Genomic DNA, 18,953 nt, shown 5'->3' with positions numbered 1-18,953 from the left:
TTAATTCTGATCTTTAATTCTTTATGCGCTTACAGCTGATTTAGTTTCTTTTAGTTACTCACTTTCTTTTTGAAAGGTCTCGACAAAATTTGCAGTATCTGACACCCAACCAAAGAAGGTCTTGATGTTATACAGACTGGCTTCATGAGCTTCGGCTGGACCTGCCTGATAGCAGGCATCAGCAAGTGCGACACCGAAATACTCCAGGAAGAAGCCATCACGTAGCGTCGATTCCACACAAACGTTGGTGGCAATTCCGACAAAGACCAGATTACGGATTCCTCGCACACGCAACATGCTGTCCAACGCGGTATTAAAGAAACCGCTATAACGTGGCTTTTCGATCACCAAGTCTTGTGGCAATGGCTTTAACTCATCAATCAGTTCAAAATCCCAACTACCTTTGGCCAATAACTGTCCCTGTAATTCAGGATGTTTACGCATGGTCTTTAAGGCATTGGATTTATGGAAATTTGGAGAGTCCTTACCACCCGCTTCCTTATATTCCGCATCCCAGCCATTTTTGAAATAAATCACCTGAATACCAGCTGCATGTGCAGCATCAACAGCCTTTTTAATATTTTCCACTACTGGCTTGGTCTTTGAGACATCAAAGCCCGCCAGATCCAGATAGCCGCCTTGCGAGGTATAAGCATTCTGCATATCAATGACGATCAAAGCTGTTTGTTCTGGTGCAAGACAAATCGCTTCGGGTTCAGCTTTAAGGGTTTTTCCTGTGCCGAGTTTTTCAGTAAAACCGGCTGTTACGACTGATTCACTCATGCGCTTTTCTCCATAACCGGTGCTGCATCTTCAATGACAATATGATCACGACATTTCATCAGTGGCTGGATTTTCTGACCGAAATTTTCAACGCCTTGAATAAAATCATCAAAAGTCAGTAGCACACCTTCGGTACCCTTGATCTCGCCAATTTCATCCAACATTCGTGCCACATTTCCATAGGAACCCACCAGCGTACCCATATTGATATTCACTGGAGATACACTCGAAGCCATTTGACGGATATTGGTATCTGTACCAGAAGTCGTATCTTTACCGCCTTGATTCATCAGCCAGTTAATCGCTTCCATGTCGGCACCATCGTTATAGTGCTGCCATTTGGCTTGAGCTTCTTCATCAGTTTCTGCAGCAATCACCATAAACAGCACATAAGTCTGTACATCACGGCCAGTTACATCTGTTTTTTCTTTTAGGCGGTCATTAATTTCTGCATAAGCTGTTGGAGTATTCAAGCCTTTACCAAACACGAAGTTATAATCGGCATATTGTGCAGAAAACTCTAAACCTGCATCAGACTGACCTGCGCAGATAATTTTCATATCCGCTTGTGGACGTGGGCTGACACGGCAATCTTCCATCTGGAAATGTTCGCCCTTAAAGTCTGACTTACCAGTCGCCCAAAGTTCACGCAGAATTTGTACATATTCAGACAGATATTCATAGCGTTTACCAAAATAGTCATTACCTGGCCACATACCCATTTGGGTATATTCAGGTGGTTGCCAGCCAGTCACCACATTTAGACCAAAACGGCCATTAGAAATAGAATCAATGGTAGACGCCATACGTGCCACAATTGCCGGTGGCATGACCAAAGTGGCTGCCGTTGCATAAATTTGAATTTTGCTGGTCACGGCTGCGAGACCCGCCATCAGGGTGAAAGTTTCCAGGTTATGTTCCCAGAATTCGGTCTTGCCACCAAAGCCACGCAGCTTGATCATGGAGAGTGCGAAATCGAAACCATAGTGTTCAGCACGTTGTACGATTTGTTTGTTTAACTCAAAAGTCGGCATGTACTGTGGTGCATTTTCAGAGATTAACCAGCCGTTATTTCCAATTGGACAGAAGACACCTATTTTCATTTTCACACCTCATTATTTTTAACACTTATTCAAAATTCTGATTCCACTTCGGGAATTTTATTTACAAGATAAACATTGCAAAGCGTGTGCCAACTATATTTAATTTATAATTATCAATTACTTAATATTTTATTTTTTGAATTTTTAGTAAAATAACCATTTTTACCTATGAGTCAATTTTGAACATATTGTTTCATTCAAGTGCACTCGTAGCAATTTTTGCATTTGCAGTTCATGCATCAATTCGAAGTAAAAACCATGCTGATGCTACAAAAATGATTGATTAGAAAAAATAAAAAACCAGACACGAGGTCTGGCTTTAAAAAAATCTTCAAACTAAGGGGAAATCAGGAATGAAAGGATCAGTTGATTCACCTGATCTGTCTCGGTCACAGTAGATGCATGTGCACCTGTAGCAAGCAAACTTAGCTGACTATGCGGCAAGCATTGCTGTAATTGCTGTGACCGTTGATAAGGCACCAGGAAATCATTCTGATTGGCAAGCAGATGTATAGGAATATCTTTGAGTGCCTGTTGATGTTCTGTGTTTAGTTTAAAAGTCTGCACGGCTTGTAGGCGTGCCAGAACATTTTTGATCGGTGGAAAGTCAAGGAGCTGCTTATTTTCTGCTTCGGTTAACTGATCAATATGGGTTGAAATCCACTGCGGCGGATAAAGAAATAAAGCCTGTGCTCTCACATATGCCTCTGCCTTGCTATTGAGCAATAACGAAGTCCGGGCTTCGAAACACTTCTGAGTATGAGCATCCAGCTCTCCCCAAGCATTTAACATGGTCAAACTGAGCAGCTTAAACTTTCTTTCAGCCTGATAGGTCGCCAGTTGCATGCCGATATGTCCGCCCAACGCATGCCCGATAAAATGAAACTCTCGAATGCCATCATTGATCAATAAATCCAGAATCTGGCCGGCCATATGGTCGATCGAATAAGGCGTGGGCAAGAGTTCAGAATCTGAATGACAGCCTTCCTGGTCATAAGTAACCACATGAAAATGCTGCTGTAAAACTCTAATTTGAGGATTCCAGAAACTGGCATGTCCGCCCAGTCCGGACGAAAGCACCACATAAGGTGCATCTGCCTGTGCTGCATGATGAATAAATAAAGACATAAATTTCTCATAGTTTAAATATGAGATGAACGCAGCAAAATATATGCCTAAACAGGACCTTTTTTGAACAACTGTTAAAATTACAGCCAGTAGACATTAAAGCTGTAATAAAATTCTTGTACTTCAAAACGTACGTTATAACCCAGATCTGTTAACTCGGCAGACAAGGCACGGATATCTTCCAAAGGCAGATGTTTGGGAAAAACTGTCAGTACCGCTGTATTGCCTTGCCGGGCATTATCTTCAATCAGTTGAGAGGTGGATCAGGAAATTTGAACAACACCTATAAGTGATATTTTGCTCCCCAAATGATGTTATAAACATCAATATATGGAGTATTTTATGACACGTAGACCAAGAAGAAATCATTCAAATGATTTTAAAGCTAAGGTAGCACTTGCTGCGATTAAAGCAGAAAAAACACTTGCTGAATTGAGTGCTGAATTTGATGTTCATCAAAACCAAATTATTGACTGGAAAAATCAATTGATTTCGGCTTCCTCGCAAGCCTTCGATCAATCAAAAGCTCCAGCAGAACCACCCATTGATCTAAAAAAACTACATGCAAAAATCGGTGAGCAGGCATTAGAAATTGATTTTTTAGAAGGTGTGTTGAAGAAACTGGGCCGCTTCAACCACAAAAGTTAATCGACGACTCACTTCAGATTTCAGTATCTAAGCAAGCTAAGCTACTGAAAGTCTCCCGTGGTTGTTATTACTATCGCCCAAAACCTGTGAGTGCATCAGATCTGAAGCTGATGCGCTGTATTGATGAATTACATATGCAATACCCTTTTGCAGGTAGCCGTATGATGCGTGATTTATTGAACCGTCAAGGACATCATATAGGACGACGTCATACACGTACTTTAATGAAAAAAATGGGCATTAATGCGTTATATCGTAAACCAAATCTAAGTCAGGCCAATCAAGCTCACCGTAAATATCCATATCTGCTCAAAGGATTGAATATTCAACGGAGTAATCAAGTGTGGGCAACGGATATAACGTATATCCCTATGGCAAAAGGCTTTGTCTACTTATGTGCTGTGATTGATTGGTACAGCCGTAAGGTGCTTGCCCATAGCGTATCGATTAGTATGGAGGTTGCATTTTGTATAGAAACATTAAATGAAGCTATTGAAAAATATGGTCGACCTGAAATCTTTAATACAGACCAAGGCAGTCAATTTACCAGTGATGCGTTTATTGAAGTGTTAAAATCAAATGACATCCAAATCAGCATGGACGGTAAAGGTCGTTGGGTCGATAATGTGATGATTGAACGATTATGGCGGAGCGTTAAATATGAGGAGGTTTATCTCAAAGCCTACAGCAATGTTTTGGATGCGAAGAAGCAATTAAACGCATATTTTGAATTTTATAATTTGAAACGACCTCATTCGAGTCTGGACAAAATGACTCCAGATGAGTTTTACTATGACCAGCTACCACAACAAAATAAGGTAGCTTAACTAGAGCAGAATATCACTTATAAATAAGCTTTTAGTTGTTCAAACAAGTGGGACCACCTCTGTTGCGCCAGACGTGGCTTATACATTTCAATATTCAGGTTAGCAACATTAGATAAAATTTTGGCCTGATCTGCCGTCATAAAATTCATTTTTATTTTCTCTTTTAATGTTATTTCACTAAGCTAAATGATTTATAAAACGCTTAATATTTCACTTTTGTATCAGAACATGCTGAAAGAAAGTATAAAAAAAATCCCTCATCATGAGGGATTTTTTTTAATCAAACTTATTGGCCTGGCAGAGGAATATATTGTGAAGCACTGTCTTGTGCCTTACGTTCAGTCACCACAACCTCTAGGATCATGGTTTTTCCTGCCCGCTCAATTTCAATCTGAATGGTACTGTTTGGCTTTTGCAAGGCCACAAAATTAATCAGATGTGAGGCAGAACTAATCTCTTCCTCATTTACTTTCATAATCTTATCGCCACGCTGGATTCCAGCCTTGGCAGCAGGTCCATTCGGTAGCACTTCTGCGACCGTCACACCTTTTTCTTTGGGTTGCAGGACATCATCACGCTCTGCAGGTAATAAGCTGATCCCTAACCAGCCACGAACCACACGGCCATCTTTCAAAATGGCATTCATCACCTGCTGACAAATTTTGGCCGGAATGGCAAAACCAATCCCCAGCGAACCACCAGACTGCGAGAAAATTGCAGTATTCACACCAATTAAATTACCGGCGACATCAATAAGTGCACCGCCCGAGTTACCCGGGTTAATTGCAGCATCGGTCTGTACAAAGTCTTCATAGGTATTGATACCCAAATCTGAACGGCCCGTTGCCGAGATAATCCCCTGCGTCACGGTTTGCCCAACACCAAAAGGATTACCAATGGCCAGAACCACATCACCGACTTCATTGCCACTGAGTTTAAATGGCAAAACTGGCAATTGCGTCAGTTCAATCTTGATCACGGCCAGATCGGTATCCGGGTCAGTTCCGACCACTTTAGCTTCGGCACGACGTCCATCCTGCAAAGCCACTACAATCTGATCGGCCTGCGCAATCACGTGGTTATTGGTCAGGATATAACCGTCTGGACGTACAATTACACCCGAACCTAAACTGTTTTCATTCGGGCTTTGTCCATACTGGTCAGGCAACTGATCGCCAAAGAATTCACGAAATACCGGATCGGTCAGTAAAGGATGCGCCTGTTGCTTGACTTTTTGGGTAGTAAAAATATTCACGACAGCCGGGGCTGCCACTTTTACAGCAGCACTGTAGGAGACCACGCCTCCTGAGCGCGACGTATCAATCAACGGCTCTACTTTTTCAGCAGGCATTTTGACGCCATCTGGCGCAACTGGTGCCTTTGGTTTTTGTAGTTGTTGCCACCCCAAAAAACCGATAATGACTAAAATCAGTAACACCCAGGGTAACCATGTAAAGGTGCGGCGCACGTTGCTATCCTCTAAAATATTTTAATTCGTTGATGACTAAGTAATTTGTGTCCTATTGTAATGCTAAATACATAACTAAACACAAAAAATTCCACAGAGATTTGTGCAGCTTTAGTTACAATTAGACCTATAGATAAATATGGGCAAGTTTTTAAACTTACAGGAATTTTATGGCGAATTTGAACGATATTATTCAATGGTGTGACCAGACTTTGGCAGCACGTGAATTTAAGGACTATGCACCGAATGGCTTGCAGATTGAAGGCAAATCCGAAGTGAATAAAATCCTCTGTGCCGTGACCGCCTCCCAGAGTGCAATTGAAGCTGCAATTGAGCAAGGCGCAGATTTATTGCTGGTTCATCATGGCTATTTCTGGAAAGGAGAAGCCTATCCGATTACGGGAATGCGTGGTAAACGCATTAAAACCCTGATTCAACATGATATCTCACTGGTTGGCTATCATCTGCCTTTAGACAGTCATCCAACACTGGGAAATAATGCCGCCATTGCGGATTTATTAGAACTCGAAAATATCGAACAGCTTGATCCGAGTGAGAAACGTCCAATTGGCAATATTGGCTATTTAAAACAGCCAATGAGTCCGGAAGATTTTAAAAATTATGTTTCAGAAAAGCTGGGCTTTGATGCGATTCATCTTCCTGCTGAAAAAACTCAAATCCATAAAGTCGGTTTCTGTACCGGTGGTGCGCAGGATTATATTCAAAAAGCGGCACTACAAGATTGTGATGCCTATATTTCAGGTGAAGTGAGCGAACGCACCTTTTATGAAGCTCAGGAACTGAATGTGCATTATTATGCTTGTGGCCATCATGCGACTGAAAAATACGGTGTGCAACGCCTTGGCAAGGCTATTTCAGAACAGTTTAATATTGAGTATGATTATTTCGAATTAAACAATCCGATTTAATTCGACTGACGGTTATGATCAGTGGCTTTATTCATATATTTTCAGGCTTTATTCTGTATTGTTATTTATACACGATGCCCATTTCTGCCCGATTATCTATTACAATAAAGCCACTTATTGTTAAAACCCAGCAAAATGCAAGGAATTGAGAACATGACAACCATTACTTTACCAGCATTACCTTACGGCTACGAAGATCTTGCTCCACACATCAGCAAGGAAACTTTAGAATACCATCACGACAAACACCACAATACGTATGTGGTTAACCTGAATAACCTGATCGCTGGTACTGAGCTTGAAGGCAAAACTCTAGAAGAAATTATTACAGCAACTGCTGGTGATGCTTCTAAAGCAGGTGTTTTCAATAACGCGGCTCAAGTTTGGAACCACACGTTCTACTGGAACTGTATGGCTAAAAACGGTGGCGGTAAAGCAACTGGTACTTTGGCTGCAAAAATTGACGAAGCTTTCGGTTCTTATGAAAAATTTGCTGAAGAATTTGCTGCTGCTGCAACTACTCAGTTTGGTTCAGGTTGGGCTTGGTTAGTGGCTGACGAAGTAAACGGTCAGCTTTCTATCATGAAAACTTCAAATGCTGATACGCCAATGGCGCACGGTAAAATTGCAGTGTTGACGATTGACGTTTGGGAACACGCTTACTACATCGATTTCCGTAATGCTCGTCCTAAGTACATCTCTACTTTCCTAGAAAGCCTAGTAAACTGGGATTATGCAAATGCGAAATATGCAGGTCAGCCTGCAGGTGTTGAGAAATAATTTTTTATTTCTTTGCTAAAAAAATCACCCACTTCGGGTGATTTTTTTATTTTTAGGCTCTAAATGAATATTTATGAAGCAAACAATTCATTTCTTTACATTAATTGATTGACGACCTGGTTATTCATCCCTAAAATGCCGATCAGATTCTCCAATAGCTCAGTCGGTAGAGCGACGGACTGTTAATCCGCAGGTCCCTGGTTCGAGCCCAGGTTGGAGAGCCATATATTCTTCCATAGCTCAGTCGGTAGAGCGACGGACTGTTAATCCGCAGGTCCCTGGTTCGAGCCCAGGTGGAAGAGCCAAGATTCTGAAGAAACCCACTCATTGCGAAGTGGGTTTTTTTATAGCTGTATTTTTTAAATTGAGATCATATTGATTTATATGCGCGATCAACCGCTCATTTCTTATGATCCAGATCACTTATCAAAATTCAGGCTGATCGCGATTTTGCTGTTAGGACCGGTTTACATAAACATAACAGTTTAAACTACAAACCTTTTCGACTATTTTTAAAACACTTGATTCAATTTCTTCAGCTTTTTTCTAAAAGTGCCTTGACCCCTTTTCAAATCTCTCTATAATCGCTGTCAGATTCTCCAATAGCTCAGTCGGTAGAGCGACGGACTGTTAATCCGCAGGTCCCTGGTTCGAGCCCAGGTTGGAGAGCCAATCTATTCTCCCATAGCTCAGTCGGTAGAGCGACGGACTGTTAATCCGCAGGTCCCTGGTTCGAGCCCAGGTGGGAGAGCCAAGATTCTGAAGAAACCCACTCATTGCGAAGTGGGTTTTTTTATTCTCCCCTTTTGTGATCTGTGTTTAATTTGAGTCAGTTTATATTTTTTGTGATTGGCTGCCTGGCAACTTTTGCATTAGTTTGCCTGCTCTTCCCACATCTCTTCACCCGTCAAAAGAAATTCTATCCGAAGCGCGTCATTACTGCTTTTGAAAGCAGGATGTTTACACGTCTGAAAGATGCCTTTCCTCATCATCACATTCTGGCACAAGTCGCGTTTAGCGCTTTGATCACGCACGATCAGATGAAAATGCGCAATCAATTTAATCGCAAAGTCACAGACTTCGTGGTACTTGATCGTGAATATAATGTAGTGGCGATTGTCGAACTGGATGATCGTACCCTTTTCCTAATTGAATAAAGTTATCAAAAAGTTTCTTTATATATTTTTCATTGACATAGTGCATTTTTTGATCTCTAATTATTTGACAATTGTCATGGATGCATCATCCTATGAAAGTTAGATATCTTAAGGATTATGAACACTCAAAAACATTAGATGCAGATAGCTATGACTGGCTAAAACAAGAAGAAAAGAAACTTAATAAACTTACATCACTGGTAGCACTGTATTGCACGTATATCGAATGTTTGAAACAGACATCAACTCAACACTCAATATTCGATTTGAAATCGTCTGAATCACTAGAGAGCCATCTACAATGCTTTATAGGATTTATCTATACTGAATTGGATACAACTAATTACAATAAATACCATTATAGCTATGAGGTTCAATCGGTATTCAATAATCTAGCCTTATTGCAAAATACAAGTAAAACTACAATTCTCCTTTCACTTAATACAATAAATGAGAATGTGGAAAATTGTATATTTCTATATAAAAACATGAAAAAAAATATAGAAAAAATTGAATATTATCGAGGTTGGAATATCTGCAGTAATGATAATAAAATCCTAAATCTCAATATCAGTATTATTTACGACACATATGGAAAAGAATTCACAAATAAACTGCATCATATAATGATCACTTATGGAAAAAAAATCATATCAACCACCTTGTCAAAAAAAATTGGGTATCTTATTAGTTTATTTAGAGTTTTAGTTGTAGCATATCCAAATATTAAAGACATGCAAAGGGCAATGTCTTCCGAATATGCATTTGAAAGCATGCTTATTGTTTATAATTTATGCTTAATAGATGCAAAAATAAAAAACTATAATATTGGTCATTTTCACACGAGATGGGGTTCTATAGTTGATATGTACAATGTATTAGTTAACTATGGAATATGGCAAGAACCTATCACAGAAATACTCAGACCAATATATAAAAAATGTACACATAAAAACACTACAACAAACTTGGTAAAAGATGAAAAAGAACAGTTAATACATAATAAATTAGTAACACAAATCCCAATAAGTTATACAGATAGTGAAGCTAAGGAACTCATTTTTATTAGAATAACTAATGAAATTGACCATATAATTTACTGTTCAGAATTACTCACAAAAAAAACAAATGAAAAATATAATTTTTTTATTGAATGCGTTAAAAAAGGAATAGTTAAAGTTAGCCAAAACAACACTTCAAAAAATAATGTACAAGTAGGAATTTTAAATAAAAACAATACATTTCGAACTTATTATGAATTCCCTTTTAAACATAAAACCCTTAAGAGTTATTCTGTTTTTTTAGGTATATCAGGTTCAAGCAAGGAAAAGAATATCATTAAAGATGAAATTTTTTATTCAAGCTACAATACTTTATACCCTTTCCTCATATTATTAATTAATCAACATCCCGCAATTACTGAATCCTGGTTAATAAATTGGAAACTGTATGATAATAAAAACAATGTAGGTCTTTTTAAAATTGGAGAATCTTGGTATAGCAAGTCTTTTAAAAAGAGAAGAGGAGTAAATTATGCTGAACAATTAATTAAATTAAACCCCCAATCAGTAAAAATAATTGAAGACATCATAAAAATTACTAGTATTGCAAGAAATTATTTGAAATCAGCAAATAATCAAGATTATGAATACATGCTATTAGCTTCAAGAACTGCATTCACAGAACCACAAAGAGTAAAAAAAATTGAGAATGGCACCTGTACTACCGTCATTAATGGTCTAAAAAAATCATATGAAATAACAAGTTATAAAAATGGTGATATATTACTTAACGATAATGAAAGTAGCCATATTTTTCAAAATTTAACATTAACAAGATTTAGAGCAAGTTGTGGTGTGCGTGTTTACTATGAAACTATGTCTGTAAATAAAATGAGTCTAGCGCTAGGCCATAAGGAATATAACCCTGGGCGAATTCAAACATGAGGTGCGACAGTTTCAAAAGCCATATGATAATCAACAAGCTGAGCAAATTTCTCTAATGGTGTAAGCCAATCTAACGCCTTTCTAGGACGAGTATTCAGTGACATGGCAACTTGATTTAAATAATGCTGATCTGCCTGATTTAAATCAATCCCTTTAGGTAAATATTGCCTAATTAAACCATTCATATTTTCGCATGTGCCTTTTTGCCAAGGTGAATGTGGGTCACAGAAATATACATCTATGCCTAAATCTTCTTCGAGTATTTTATGTTCTGACATCTCGCGTCCACGGTCATAGGTCAACGTTTTACGCAGTTCTGCAGGTAAATATTTCAGAGCTTCAGTTAAAGCCTTGCGCACTGATTCTGCCTTTGCATCAGGTAATGTTGCCAAGATACAGAGCCGTGTATTTCGTTCAATAAGTGTTGCTATCGAACTTTTATTGTCTTTACCTTTAATTAAATCAGCTTCCCAATGACCCGGTATTTTTCTTTCTTGAACTTCGGCTGGGCGCTCATGAATAGTTTTAATATCCTGTAATATAGAATCTTTTTTAGGTTCACCGTTAGCTTTTCGCTTTTTATTTTCATGACGCAGACAGGATAATAAGTCTTTTTTCAACTCACCCTTTGGTAATGCTCGTATCGTTGAATAAATCGTTGTATGGCTTACATTCATTGTTTGATCCAAATCAGGAAATGTCTTTAAACGCTTTGCTATTTGCTGAGGAGACCATAAACAACGGATCGCTTCAACAATAAATTTCCAGAGGATTGAATCGATTTTGAGTTTTCTGTGACCACGTCTACGTCTAGCGAAGGTGTTATCAGAAGCATATCGAGCTTGATAAACGTCATTGATGCTATTTCTTTTAAGCTCACGATAGATCGTACTAGGATGTCTTTTAATGAGTTCAGCAAATTTTCTGGCTGAAAAGCCTTCTTTTCTTGACTCAAGCATTAATGCAGTACGATCTTCAAAGTTAAGATGATGGTATGACAATTTTATATACTCCATAAACTCTTTAAATTAATTAGGTGGTTTATGTCGCACTTCAAGTTTTACTCTGCCCTGCATTGATTGATTCATATCTACCAGATACTCTATGGAAATTTTATACGAACAGATGGTTACGAATATTTCAAAATGCTCTTATTTACGAATCAATGAAAGACTCAATTTACTTATTTGAATCTGTAGATTTCACCAAAGAAGAACTTGATAAATTCATAAATAATCATGCATTCAAAGATATACCTCATCATATTGAAAAAGGATTTCATGAAATAAATATTGAGAAAAAAAATAATGAAGATAAAAATAGTTATATAGGTATTTATTTAATAACAGTTCCTCTTCTACAAATTTTTCTTGCAATTAAATACTTTTTTGAAGAGACATCTTACAACCAAAAAGACATAAAAAAACATTTAAAATGGTGGTACACAAGTGCAAATTATGTAATATCACAGATTGAAGCATTTCAAAAAAATTTACAACAATGCTTATATTTAACTAAAGACATTATAGAGATGTATGAAATAGCAAGAAAAAATCCAGTCAAATATAATATAATCGAAGGAATATTTATAAATGATAGTAAATAATAAATTAAAAGATATTTTATCTGACCCTAATAAAAATATAGAAACCATGTCAAAGAAAGAACTCACTTTATTAAAGAATGAGATAATACGCAACCCCAATAATTATGGATTAATTGAAAAATCTTTTGAAAAAACATCCACCATACACAATTTAAAGCTATCAGATGTAAGAAATCCTGTTTGGTTTTATGATAATACAAAATTTGAATCAAATATATGGATGATTAAATTAAATAAAGCAATAATAACAGTCAACTTCAATAAAATCAAAATTGATAATAATATTTTACTAACAGAAAGACCAAACATACTAAACACCTTCAAATACTGGCTTTGCATTCAAAGCCATCCTATTTACAATGAAGGATTTTTATTAAAAACTCAAACCATCAGCATTAATTTAACAAATATAATTTACTTTATAAATTCTATTTTGATTAATTCTAATATTTTAGAATTAAGCAAATATGGTTTAAATAAGATTAATGAAGACTACATAGTCGATTATCTGGTCAATATTTCAAACAATGGAAAAATCAATGCATCAATTAATTACAATATATTTGTAACAGATTTTTTAAAAGAAAAAATTAAAGAAATAGATATAAATGATGTAATTAAATTTGAAGAGAAATATCCTTTCTTCATCAATAATAACCATAATGATGAACTTGACCTAACATTAGAAGAGCTAAGAAAATCAAAATACTGGCTTTATTGTAATGAAGGTTACTCTACATATAATCCCAATAAAGTAAAAAAAAATTTTTTCATTAAATCTCTTGAGGATCGCATCATCGTATTTAACCAACAACCTTTTACTTTACAGCAATTAAACTTAATCGAAGACACAGCTAAAACAGAATACTTAAGTCTTCCTTACACGACTAGTGATGAAGAATACTATTCATACCAAGACCTTCAATCTCAAATAAAGAACTTAAAAAAAATTGTATTTGTCCACTCTCAAAATGATTGTGCTCAAATCAATATTTCTAACTTTAATACTATCGGAGTGAAAAGAATAAATAAAATAACCCCTTTAAAAGATTTGGGGAGATTTGCAACACTGCCTGCTGATGTAACTTTTAAAGCTATACGTGATTCTTTTGAATTTATTCATAAATATTTAGATATCTTGCTTGATACAATTTTTAAATATTCTTTATTCATCAAAAATAAAAAAGGCAATTTTAATGATTTTTATAACAGTTCAAATTTTCCAAGCACATTAAAGAAAATAGGTATTAAAGAGTTAAAAATACCTAAAGATGAAAATTATTTTATAAATTTACGTAGCAATCATGGATTTATTGATTTTTACAATATTCTATTTGATGTGGGTATAGGATTTTAGACCACGCCTATAAGTGATAATCTACTCCCCAATAAGCATGGGAAATGCTTGTTTTTGGAGTCAACCATGACACGAAGAAAACGTCGTAATCATTCAGCAGAGTTTAAAGTTAAAGTTGCTCTCGCAGCAATTAAAGGCGACCACACACTCGCTGAACTTTCTACTCAATTCGACTTACATCAAAACCAAATAATTGATTGGAAAAATCAACTGCTTGAGCAATCAGTCAATATTTTTTCACGACCAACAGCACAACAAGAACCAGAGATTGACCTCAAAGCTCTACATGCCAAGATAGGACATCAGGCATTGCAAATTGATTTTTTAGAAGGTGCGCTCAGAAAAATAGGGCAGCTGAGCGGCAAAAAATGATCGATAAGACCCATCAACTTTCGGTACGACAACAATCGCAATTGATTCAAATCAATCGCAGTACGTTGTATTACAAGCCCAAAGAGATTTCATCAACTGATTTGAGTTTGATGCGTCTGATCGATGAAATTCATCTCGACTACCCATTTATGGGCAGTCGAATGATACGAGATATGCTACAGCGTCAAGGACATCAAATAGGTCGGCGTAAAGTCCGACGTTTAATGCGCTTGATGGGAATACATGCCTTGTATCCAAAACCCAATACCAGTAAGCCTAATCTTGCACACCGTATTTTCCCATATCTGTTGAAAAACATGGTCATCGATCACTCTAATCAAGTCTGGTGTACAGATATCACGTACATTCCTATGGCTAAAGGCTTTGTCTATCTGTGTGCAATTATAGATTGGCATAGTCGTAAAGTACTGGCTCATCGAGTATCGATCAGTATGGAAACAGACTTTTGCATAGATGCGTTGCAAGAAGCAATTGTGAAATATGGTTGTCCAGAGGTGTTTAATACAGACCAAGGCAGTCAATTCACAAGCGAGGCATTTTTGAATGAGTTAAAATTGCGAAATATCCGTATCAGTATGGATGGGAAAGGACGATGGATGGATAATGTAATGATTGAGCGTTTATGGCGCAGCGTGAAGCATGAGGAAGTCTATTTGAAGGCTTACGATACGGTTAAACAAGCGAAACTATCAATTGCTGAATATTTGGATTTTTATAACATGATACGTCCTCATTCAAGTTTGAATAAGGCAACACCAAATGAATTTTATGATCAACATTTACTAAAAGTAATGGCAGCATAATTTAAATATTTAGAGCGGATTTATCACTTATAAAACTAGATTGAGTGGTCTAATTAACGGAACCACATTAATTAGCATCTATATTAGTTGCATTAGGAGCGATCACTGCTAGACGCAACTCAGAAATTATTGATTTACACCCATTAGATTGTTTATTACCTCAGAATTTTGATCCATTAATAACAGAATTCAAAGAATTTGAAGTTATATTTGATAATCGAAAAAGTGGTGTTGGTGGCATTAATTTTCATCGTGAAAAGATGTCAAGACCTATACCAAGCATCATAGCAAAAATCATTTATAAACTTAAAAATTTTAATGAAATCATATTAGAAAATAATTTTTCTACACTTTCAGATATTAATTTGATAAATAACTATTCTTATAGTAGAAATACATGGAAAAAGTTATCGACTGGAAACTATAGCAACTTATTAAATTTATTTTGTGATTATTTTCAAACAAAAAAAATAGAATACTCACCAAATGAATATAGGAGATATTATATACGCCAACATCAATTAAGACGTTTTTTTGCAATGATATTTTTCTGGTCAAAAAGCTTTGATGGCTTAGATACATTACGTCACTTCCTCGGTCATACTGATATTGAACATTTATATCATTATATTACTGAACCATTAACAGGCAGCGTTCTTAATGGCGTAAAATCTCACACAATTACTGAAGCCTAGGCAGAGTAAAACTTGAAGTGCGACATAAACCACCTAATTAATTTAAAGGGTTTATGGAGTATATAAAATTGTCATACCATCATCTTAACTTTGAAGATCGTACTGCATTAATGCTTGAGTCAAGAAAAGAAGGCTTTTCAGCCAGAAAATTTGCTGAACTCATTAAAAGACATCCTAGTACGATCTATCGTGAGCTTAAAAGAAATAGCATCAATGACGTTTATCAAGCTCAATATGCTTCTGATAACACCTTCGCTAGACGTAGACGTGGTCACAGAAAACTCAAAATCGATTCAATCCTCTGGAAATTTATTGTTGAAGCGATCCGTTGTTTATGGTCTCCTCAGCAAATAGCAAAGCGTTTAAAGACATTTCCTGATTTGGATCAAACAATGAATGTAAGCCATACAACGATTTATTCAACGATACGAGCATTACCAAAGGGTGAGTTGAAAAAAGACTTATTATCCTGTCTGCGTCATGAAAATAAAAAGCGAAAAGCTAACGGTGAACCTAAAAAAGATTCTATATTACAGGATATTAAAACTATTCATGAGCGCCCAGCCGAAGTTCAAGAAAGAAAAATACCGGGTCATTGGGAAGCTGATTTAATTAAAGGTAAAGACAATAAAAGTTCGATAGCAACACTTATTGAACGAAATACACGGCTCTGTATCTTGGCAACATTACCTGATGCAAAGGCAGAATCAGTGCGCAAGGCTTTAACTGAAGCTCTGAAATATTTACCTGCAGAACTGCGTAAAACGTTGACCTATGACCGTGGACGCGAGATGGCAGAACATAAAATACTTGAAGAAGATTTAGGCATAGATGTATATTTCTGTGACCCACATTCACCCTGGCAAAAAGGCACATGCGAAAATATGAATGGTTTAATTAGGCAATATTTACCTAAAGGGATTGATTTAAATCAGGCAGATCAGCATTATTTAAATCAAGTTGCCATGTCACTGAATACTCGTCCTAGAAAAGCGTTAGATTGGCTTACACCATTAGAGAAATTTGCTCAGCTTGTTGATTATCATAAGACTTTTCAAACTGTCGCACCTCATGTTTGAATTCGCCCTATTTAGGAATATCCGGCCCAATTGTTAAAAATATTGAAGACTTACGCACAGTATTATTAAATCATTTTAATGTTAATGACTTAGAAATAACTAGCATGAAAAATTTCAACTTTACAAATAAGCTATCAAGCAAAATACACTATCTTATTGATGAACATATAATTGACCTTCAACCTAGATTTTTTACTACCAAAGATAAAAACAATAATATCATTCAAGAATTTGAGCTAATATTGATAGTTAAGGATGAAATATGAAAAAATTTGATAATTATGAAGTTGAAAAATCAATTCAATCTGAAATTGATTTACTTCAACTTATAATAAATAAGCCAAATAATTATATCAATGACAATGATATAAAAACCGCTATTTCATCTCAAAAAAATATAGCGAAATACTCCAATAGCGAATATGGAATTATTTCACTATCACTCAATACACATAAATTATACGTAAATAAATATTCAAATATGACATATACTCAATTTAATGATTTGAGAATAAAAGCTTTATCTTCAATCACCATAACTCCAGCTAGTAAAAAAAATAAAATTGAAGAATTAAAGTCAGAGAATAATAATCTAAAAATTAATAACTTAATACTCATCAAAATCATATATGATCTAAAGTCAACAATTTCCAATTTAGCTTTAGGCACAAACAACCAATATGTTATTGATGAAACCAACAACAAATTAAAATATTTTGAAAAATTATTAAACCATGCTAATGAGGTGGTTTATAATGAAAAATAAAAAACTATATTCAATGGTTAGTAATTTATCATTACCAAATTACCTCTCCACATCCAAACAAGATATAAAATTTTTCAATATTGATGCCTTACCTTTTTTAATATACCCTAATGGTGTTCCATGCTATGAAGCAAATTCATATCTTATTTATAAATTAAAATTTGGTTATTCTCAAAAATATAATGGTGGCACATACAGAATATTTGCCAATCATTTAACTCACTTTATCAGATTTACTTTTTATTGCAAGAAAATAGAAAATTTTTCACAATTTGACAATAATTTATTTTCCGATTTTATGGATTATTTACAAGATGACCCTGATGTTCGATCCAATAACCAAATTATACGTATTGCTTATCAAGCTATTAATTTTCTTTTTTTTATTGCAGAGCTTTATAATCTTAATAATTTTATTGGGATTGGTAAAAATAATAAAATATCTTTAAGTAGTAAAAATAAAAAAGTCTCTAGAGAAAATAACAAACTAAGGTCTCCCCCGAGTTATTTTCATTATTCGTTCCCTCCACCTTCACCTCAACGCAAACGCTATCCTGTTTCACTCGATGATTATAATAAACTTTTGAATCATATAAATTACTCAGTGAATGAGCCTTTAAGACTTAGAAACTTGTGTCTTATTCAGGCACTTGAAAATACAGGTGGTAGAAGAACAGAAGTCTGCTCTCTATCCATGAAATCCCTAAGATCAGCGTTAAAGAGTGAATCAGACTCACCTTTACTAGAAATTATAAATTTAAAAAATAATCGTTTAACTAAGACACGGGAAATTCCTGTTTCAAGAACTTTTTTACTCAATTTACGCTTTTATGTTCATTACTATAGAAATCCGATACTGCAAAAAAAGGGCATTAATCATGATTATATTTTTATTTCCCACACATCAGGCCATCCATTACAACCCGATACTTTGACTACTTATATGAATAATTGGTCCAAAGAGGCAAATCTTTCCTCCCAAGTCTGTGCTCACATGTTTCGCCATCGATTTATCACAGAAAAATTTAAATCTCTAATTTTAGAACATGAATTAACGAATAGTGATGAATTTCGAAAAATGCTATTAAATACATATCGATTAAAACAAATTATGCTTGAATGGACTGGCCACAGATCTATCACATCTCTTGATACATATATAAATTTAGCATTTGATGAGCTTTCTGAAATCGATAAATTAAAAGAAAAAATACTTACAACCCCTTCCAATCATGTCATCAACTCACACATTAAATTTTTAGAAAACTCTTTAAATAATAATTTTCCAATTGATCCTATTATATTACGTGAACTTCTTGATCAGCTTAAAAATAAAATTAAATAAAATCTTAAATATAGCTGATTACTTAATTTGATATAACATAACAGCTTTATTACATACACATTTTAAACTTGAAATCATCTAAAATCACATTTAAGCGACAACCCGAGTATTAAGTCGACCTAATTAAGTGCATTTATTTA

At 35.5% G+C, this 18,953-nt stretch carries 17 protein-coding genes, 4 tRNA genes and 1 pseudogene; 16 read left to right on the top strand and 6 right to left on the bottom strand.

What is annotated here, in order from left to right; all coding sequences use genetic code 11:
* Nucleotides 1-54: 54 nt before the first annotated feature.
* The 3 genes from rutB to rutD all read right to left on the bottom strand — a co-directional run bounded on the left by rutB (nt 55) and on the right by rutD (nt 3,014).
* Complete coding sequence (gene rutB, locus I6L24_RS09355; protein ID WP_004279659.1) at nt 55-783, bottom strand: pyrimidine utilization protein B; 729 nt, start codon at nt 781-783, stop codon at nt 55-57.
* On the bottom strand, nt 780-1,886 hold the full coding sequence (rutA, locus tag I6L24_RS09350; RefSeq protein ID WP_004279658.1) for a pyrimidine utilization protein A: 1,107 nt from the start codon (nt 1,884-1,886) through the stop codon (nt 780-782). The genes rutB and rutA overlap by 4 nt, the downstream gene beginning before the upstream one ends.
* Before the next feature lie 336 nt (nt 1,887-2,222).
* Nucleotides 2,223-3,014 (bottom strand): pyrimidine utilization protein D, encoded by a 792-nt coding sequence (gene rutD, locus I6L24_RS09345; RefSeq protein ID WP_004279657.1) that lies wholly within the window; start codon nt 3,012-3,014, stop codon nt 2,223-2,225.
* A gap of 342 nt (nt 3,015-3,356) precedes the next feature.
* Between rutD and I6L24_RS09340 the strand changes: the two genes are divergently transcribed.
* Nucleotides 3,357-4,489, top strand: a protein-coding gene (locus I6L24_RS09340; RefSeq protein WP_227548722.1) for an IS3 family transposase whose coding sequence is annotated in 2 segments (ribosomal slippage) — nt 3,357-3,609 and nt 3,609-4,489 — 1,134 coding nt in all. Because the reading frame shifts where the segments join, the coding sequence is not laid out codon by codon here.
* A gap of 17 nt (nt 4,490-4,506) precedes the next feature.
* Here the strand turns inward: I6L24_RS09340 and I6L24_RS16740 are convergent.
* Together I6L24_RS16740 and I6L24_RS09335 are read right to left on the bottom strand one after the other, a co-directional pair.
* Complete coding sequence (locus I6L24_RS16740) at nt 4,507-4,638, bottom strand: hypothetical protein (RefSeq protein ID WP_267460048.1); 132 nt, start codon at nt 4,636-4,638, stop codon at nt 4,507-4,509.
* A 137-nt stretch (nt 4,639-4,775) separates the two neighbouring features.
* Nucleotides 4,776-5,957, bottom strand: a complete 1,182-nt coding sequence (locus I6L24_RS09335; RefSeq protein ID WP_004279655.1) for a S1C family serine protease — start codon at nt 5,955-5,957, stop codon at nt 4,776-4,778.
* 170 nt (nt 5,958-6,127) lie between these two features.
* Here I6L24_RS09335 and I6L24_RS09330 point away from each other — a divergent pair, with 170 nt between their 5' ends.
* The 8 genes and pseudogenes from I6L24_RS09330 (at nt 6,128) to I6L24_RS09295 (ending at nt 10,769) form a co-directional block, all read left to right on the top strand.
* Nucleotides 6,128-6,886: a Nif3-like dinuclear metal center hexameric protein gene (locus tag I6L24_RS09330; protein ID WP_004279653.1), complete on the top strand. Its 759-nt coding sequence runs from the start codon at nt 6,128-6,130 to the stop codon at nt 6,884-6,886.
* A gap of 153 nt (nt 6,887-7,039) precedes the next feature.
* Nucleotides 7,040-7,666, top strand: a complete 627-nt coding sequence (locus tag I6L24_RS09325; protein ID WP_004646486.1) for a superoxide dismutase — start codon at nt 7,040-7,042, stop codon at nt 7,664-7,666.
* Between the two features lie 148 nt (nt 7,667-7,814).
* Nucleotides 7,815-7,890 (top strand) — tRNA-Asn (locus I6L24_RS09320).
* Nucleotides 7,891-7,895: 5 nt separating this feature from the next.
* Nucleotides 7,896-7,971: transfer RNA gene (locus tag I6L24_RS09315), tRNA-Asn, on the top strand.
* Nucleotides 7,972-8,262: 291 nt separating this feature from the next.
* Nucleotides 8,263-8,338 (top strand) — tRNA-Asn (locus tag I6L24_RS09310).
* A 6-nt stretch (nt 8,339-8,344) separates the two neighbouring features.
* A tRNA-Asn gene (locus I6L24_RS09305) sits at nt 8,345-8,420 on the top strand.
* A 61-nt stretch (nt 8,421-8,481) separates the two neighbouring features.
* A pseudogene (locus I6L24_RS09300) lies at nt 8,482-8,805 on the top strand (DUF2726 domain-containing protein); the annotation flags it as partial.
* Between the two features lie 110 nt (nt 8,806-8,915).
* A complete protein-coding gene (locus I6L24_RS09295) occupies nt 8,916-10,769 on the top strand; it encodes a hypothetical protein (RefSeq protein ID WP_228733313.1) in 1,854 nt (617 codons plus the stop codon).
* Here I6L24_RS09295 and I6L24_RS09290 read toward each other — a convergent pair.
* A complete protein-coding gene (locus I6L24_RS09290) occupies nt 10,760-11,785 on the bottom strand; it encodes an IS30-like element ISAba125 family transposase (protein WP_004994718.1) in 1,026 nt (341 codons plus the stop codon). The genes I6L24_RS09295 and I6L24_RS09290 overlap by 10 nt on opposite strands.
* 149 nt (nt 11,786-11,934) lie before the next feature.
* Between I6L24_RS09290 and I6L24_RS09285 the strand changes: the two genes are divergently transcribed.
* The 7 genes from I6L24_RS09285 (at nt 11,935) to I6L24_RS09255 (ending at nt 18,813) form a co-directional block, all read left to right on the top strand.
* On the top strand, nt 11,935-12,375 hold the full coding sequence (locus I6L24_RS09285) for a hypothetical protein (RefSeq protein WP_228733312.1): 441 nt from the start codon (nt 11,935-11,937) through the stop codon (nt 12,373-12,375).
* Entirely contained in the window at nt 12,362-13,732 is a 1,371-nt protein-coding gene (locus tag I6L24_RS09280) for a hypothetical protein (protein WP_228733311.1), read from the top strand. The genes I6L24_RS09285 and I6L24_RS09280 overlap by 14 nt, the downstream gene beginning before the upstream one ends.
* A 66-nt stretch (nt 13,733-13,798) precedes the next feature.
* A protein-coding gene (locus tag I6L24_RS09275; protein ID WP_216985948.1) for an IS3-like element ISAcsp5 family transposase occupies nt 13,799-14,928 on the top strand; the annotation gives its coding sequence in 2 pieces (ribosomal slippage) (nt 13,799-14,051 and nt 14,051-14,928; 1,131 coding nt in all).
* 260 nt (nt 14,929-15,188) lie between these two features.
* The gene (locus I6L24_RS09270; protein ID WP_228733310.1) at nt 15,189-15,623 is read left to right on the top strand and encodes a hypothetical protein; all 435 of its coding nucleotides are present in this window, start codon (nt 15,189-15,191) and stop codon (nt 15,621-15,623) included.
* Nucleotides 15,624-15,676: 53 nt separating this feature from the next.
* Entirely contained in the window at nt 15,677-16,702 is a 1,026-nt protein-coding gene (locus I6L24_RS09265) for an IS30-like element ISAba125 family transposase (RefSeq protein WP_005100823.1), read from the top strand.
* Nucleotides 16,703-16,964: 262 nt separating this feature from the next.
* Nucleotides 16,965-17,468, top strand: coding sequence for a hypothetical protein (locus I6L24_RS09260; RefSeq protein WP_216985947.1), 504 nt, complete (start codon nt 16,965-16,967; stop codon nt 17,466-17,468).
* Nucleotides 17,458-18,813: a tyrosine-type recombinase/integrase gene (locus I6L24_RS09255; protein ID WP_216985946.1), complete on the top strand. Its 1,356-nt coding sequence runs from the start codon at nt 17,458-17,460 to the stop codon at nt 18,811-18,813. The genes I6L24_RS09260 and I6L24_RS09255 overlap by 11 nt, the downstream gene beginning before the upstream one ends.
* Nucleotides 18,814-18,953 lie beyond the last annotated feature (140 nt).

Source organism: Acinetobacter lwoffii (assembly GCF_019048525.1).
Taxonomy (GTDB): Bacteria; Pseudomonadota; Gammaproteobacteria; order Pseudomonadales; family Moraxellaceae; genus Acinetobacter; species Acinetobacter lwoffii_K.
Note: the sequence above shows the minus strand (reverse complement) of the source record. Positions and strands in the feature narration are given on the sequence as shown.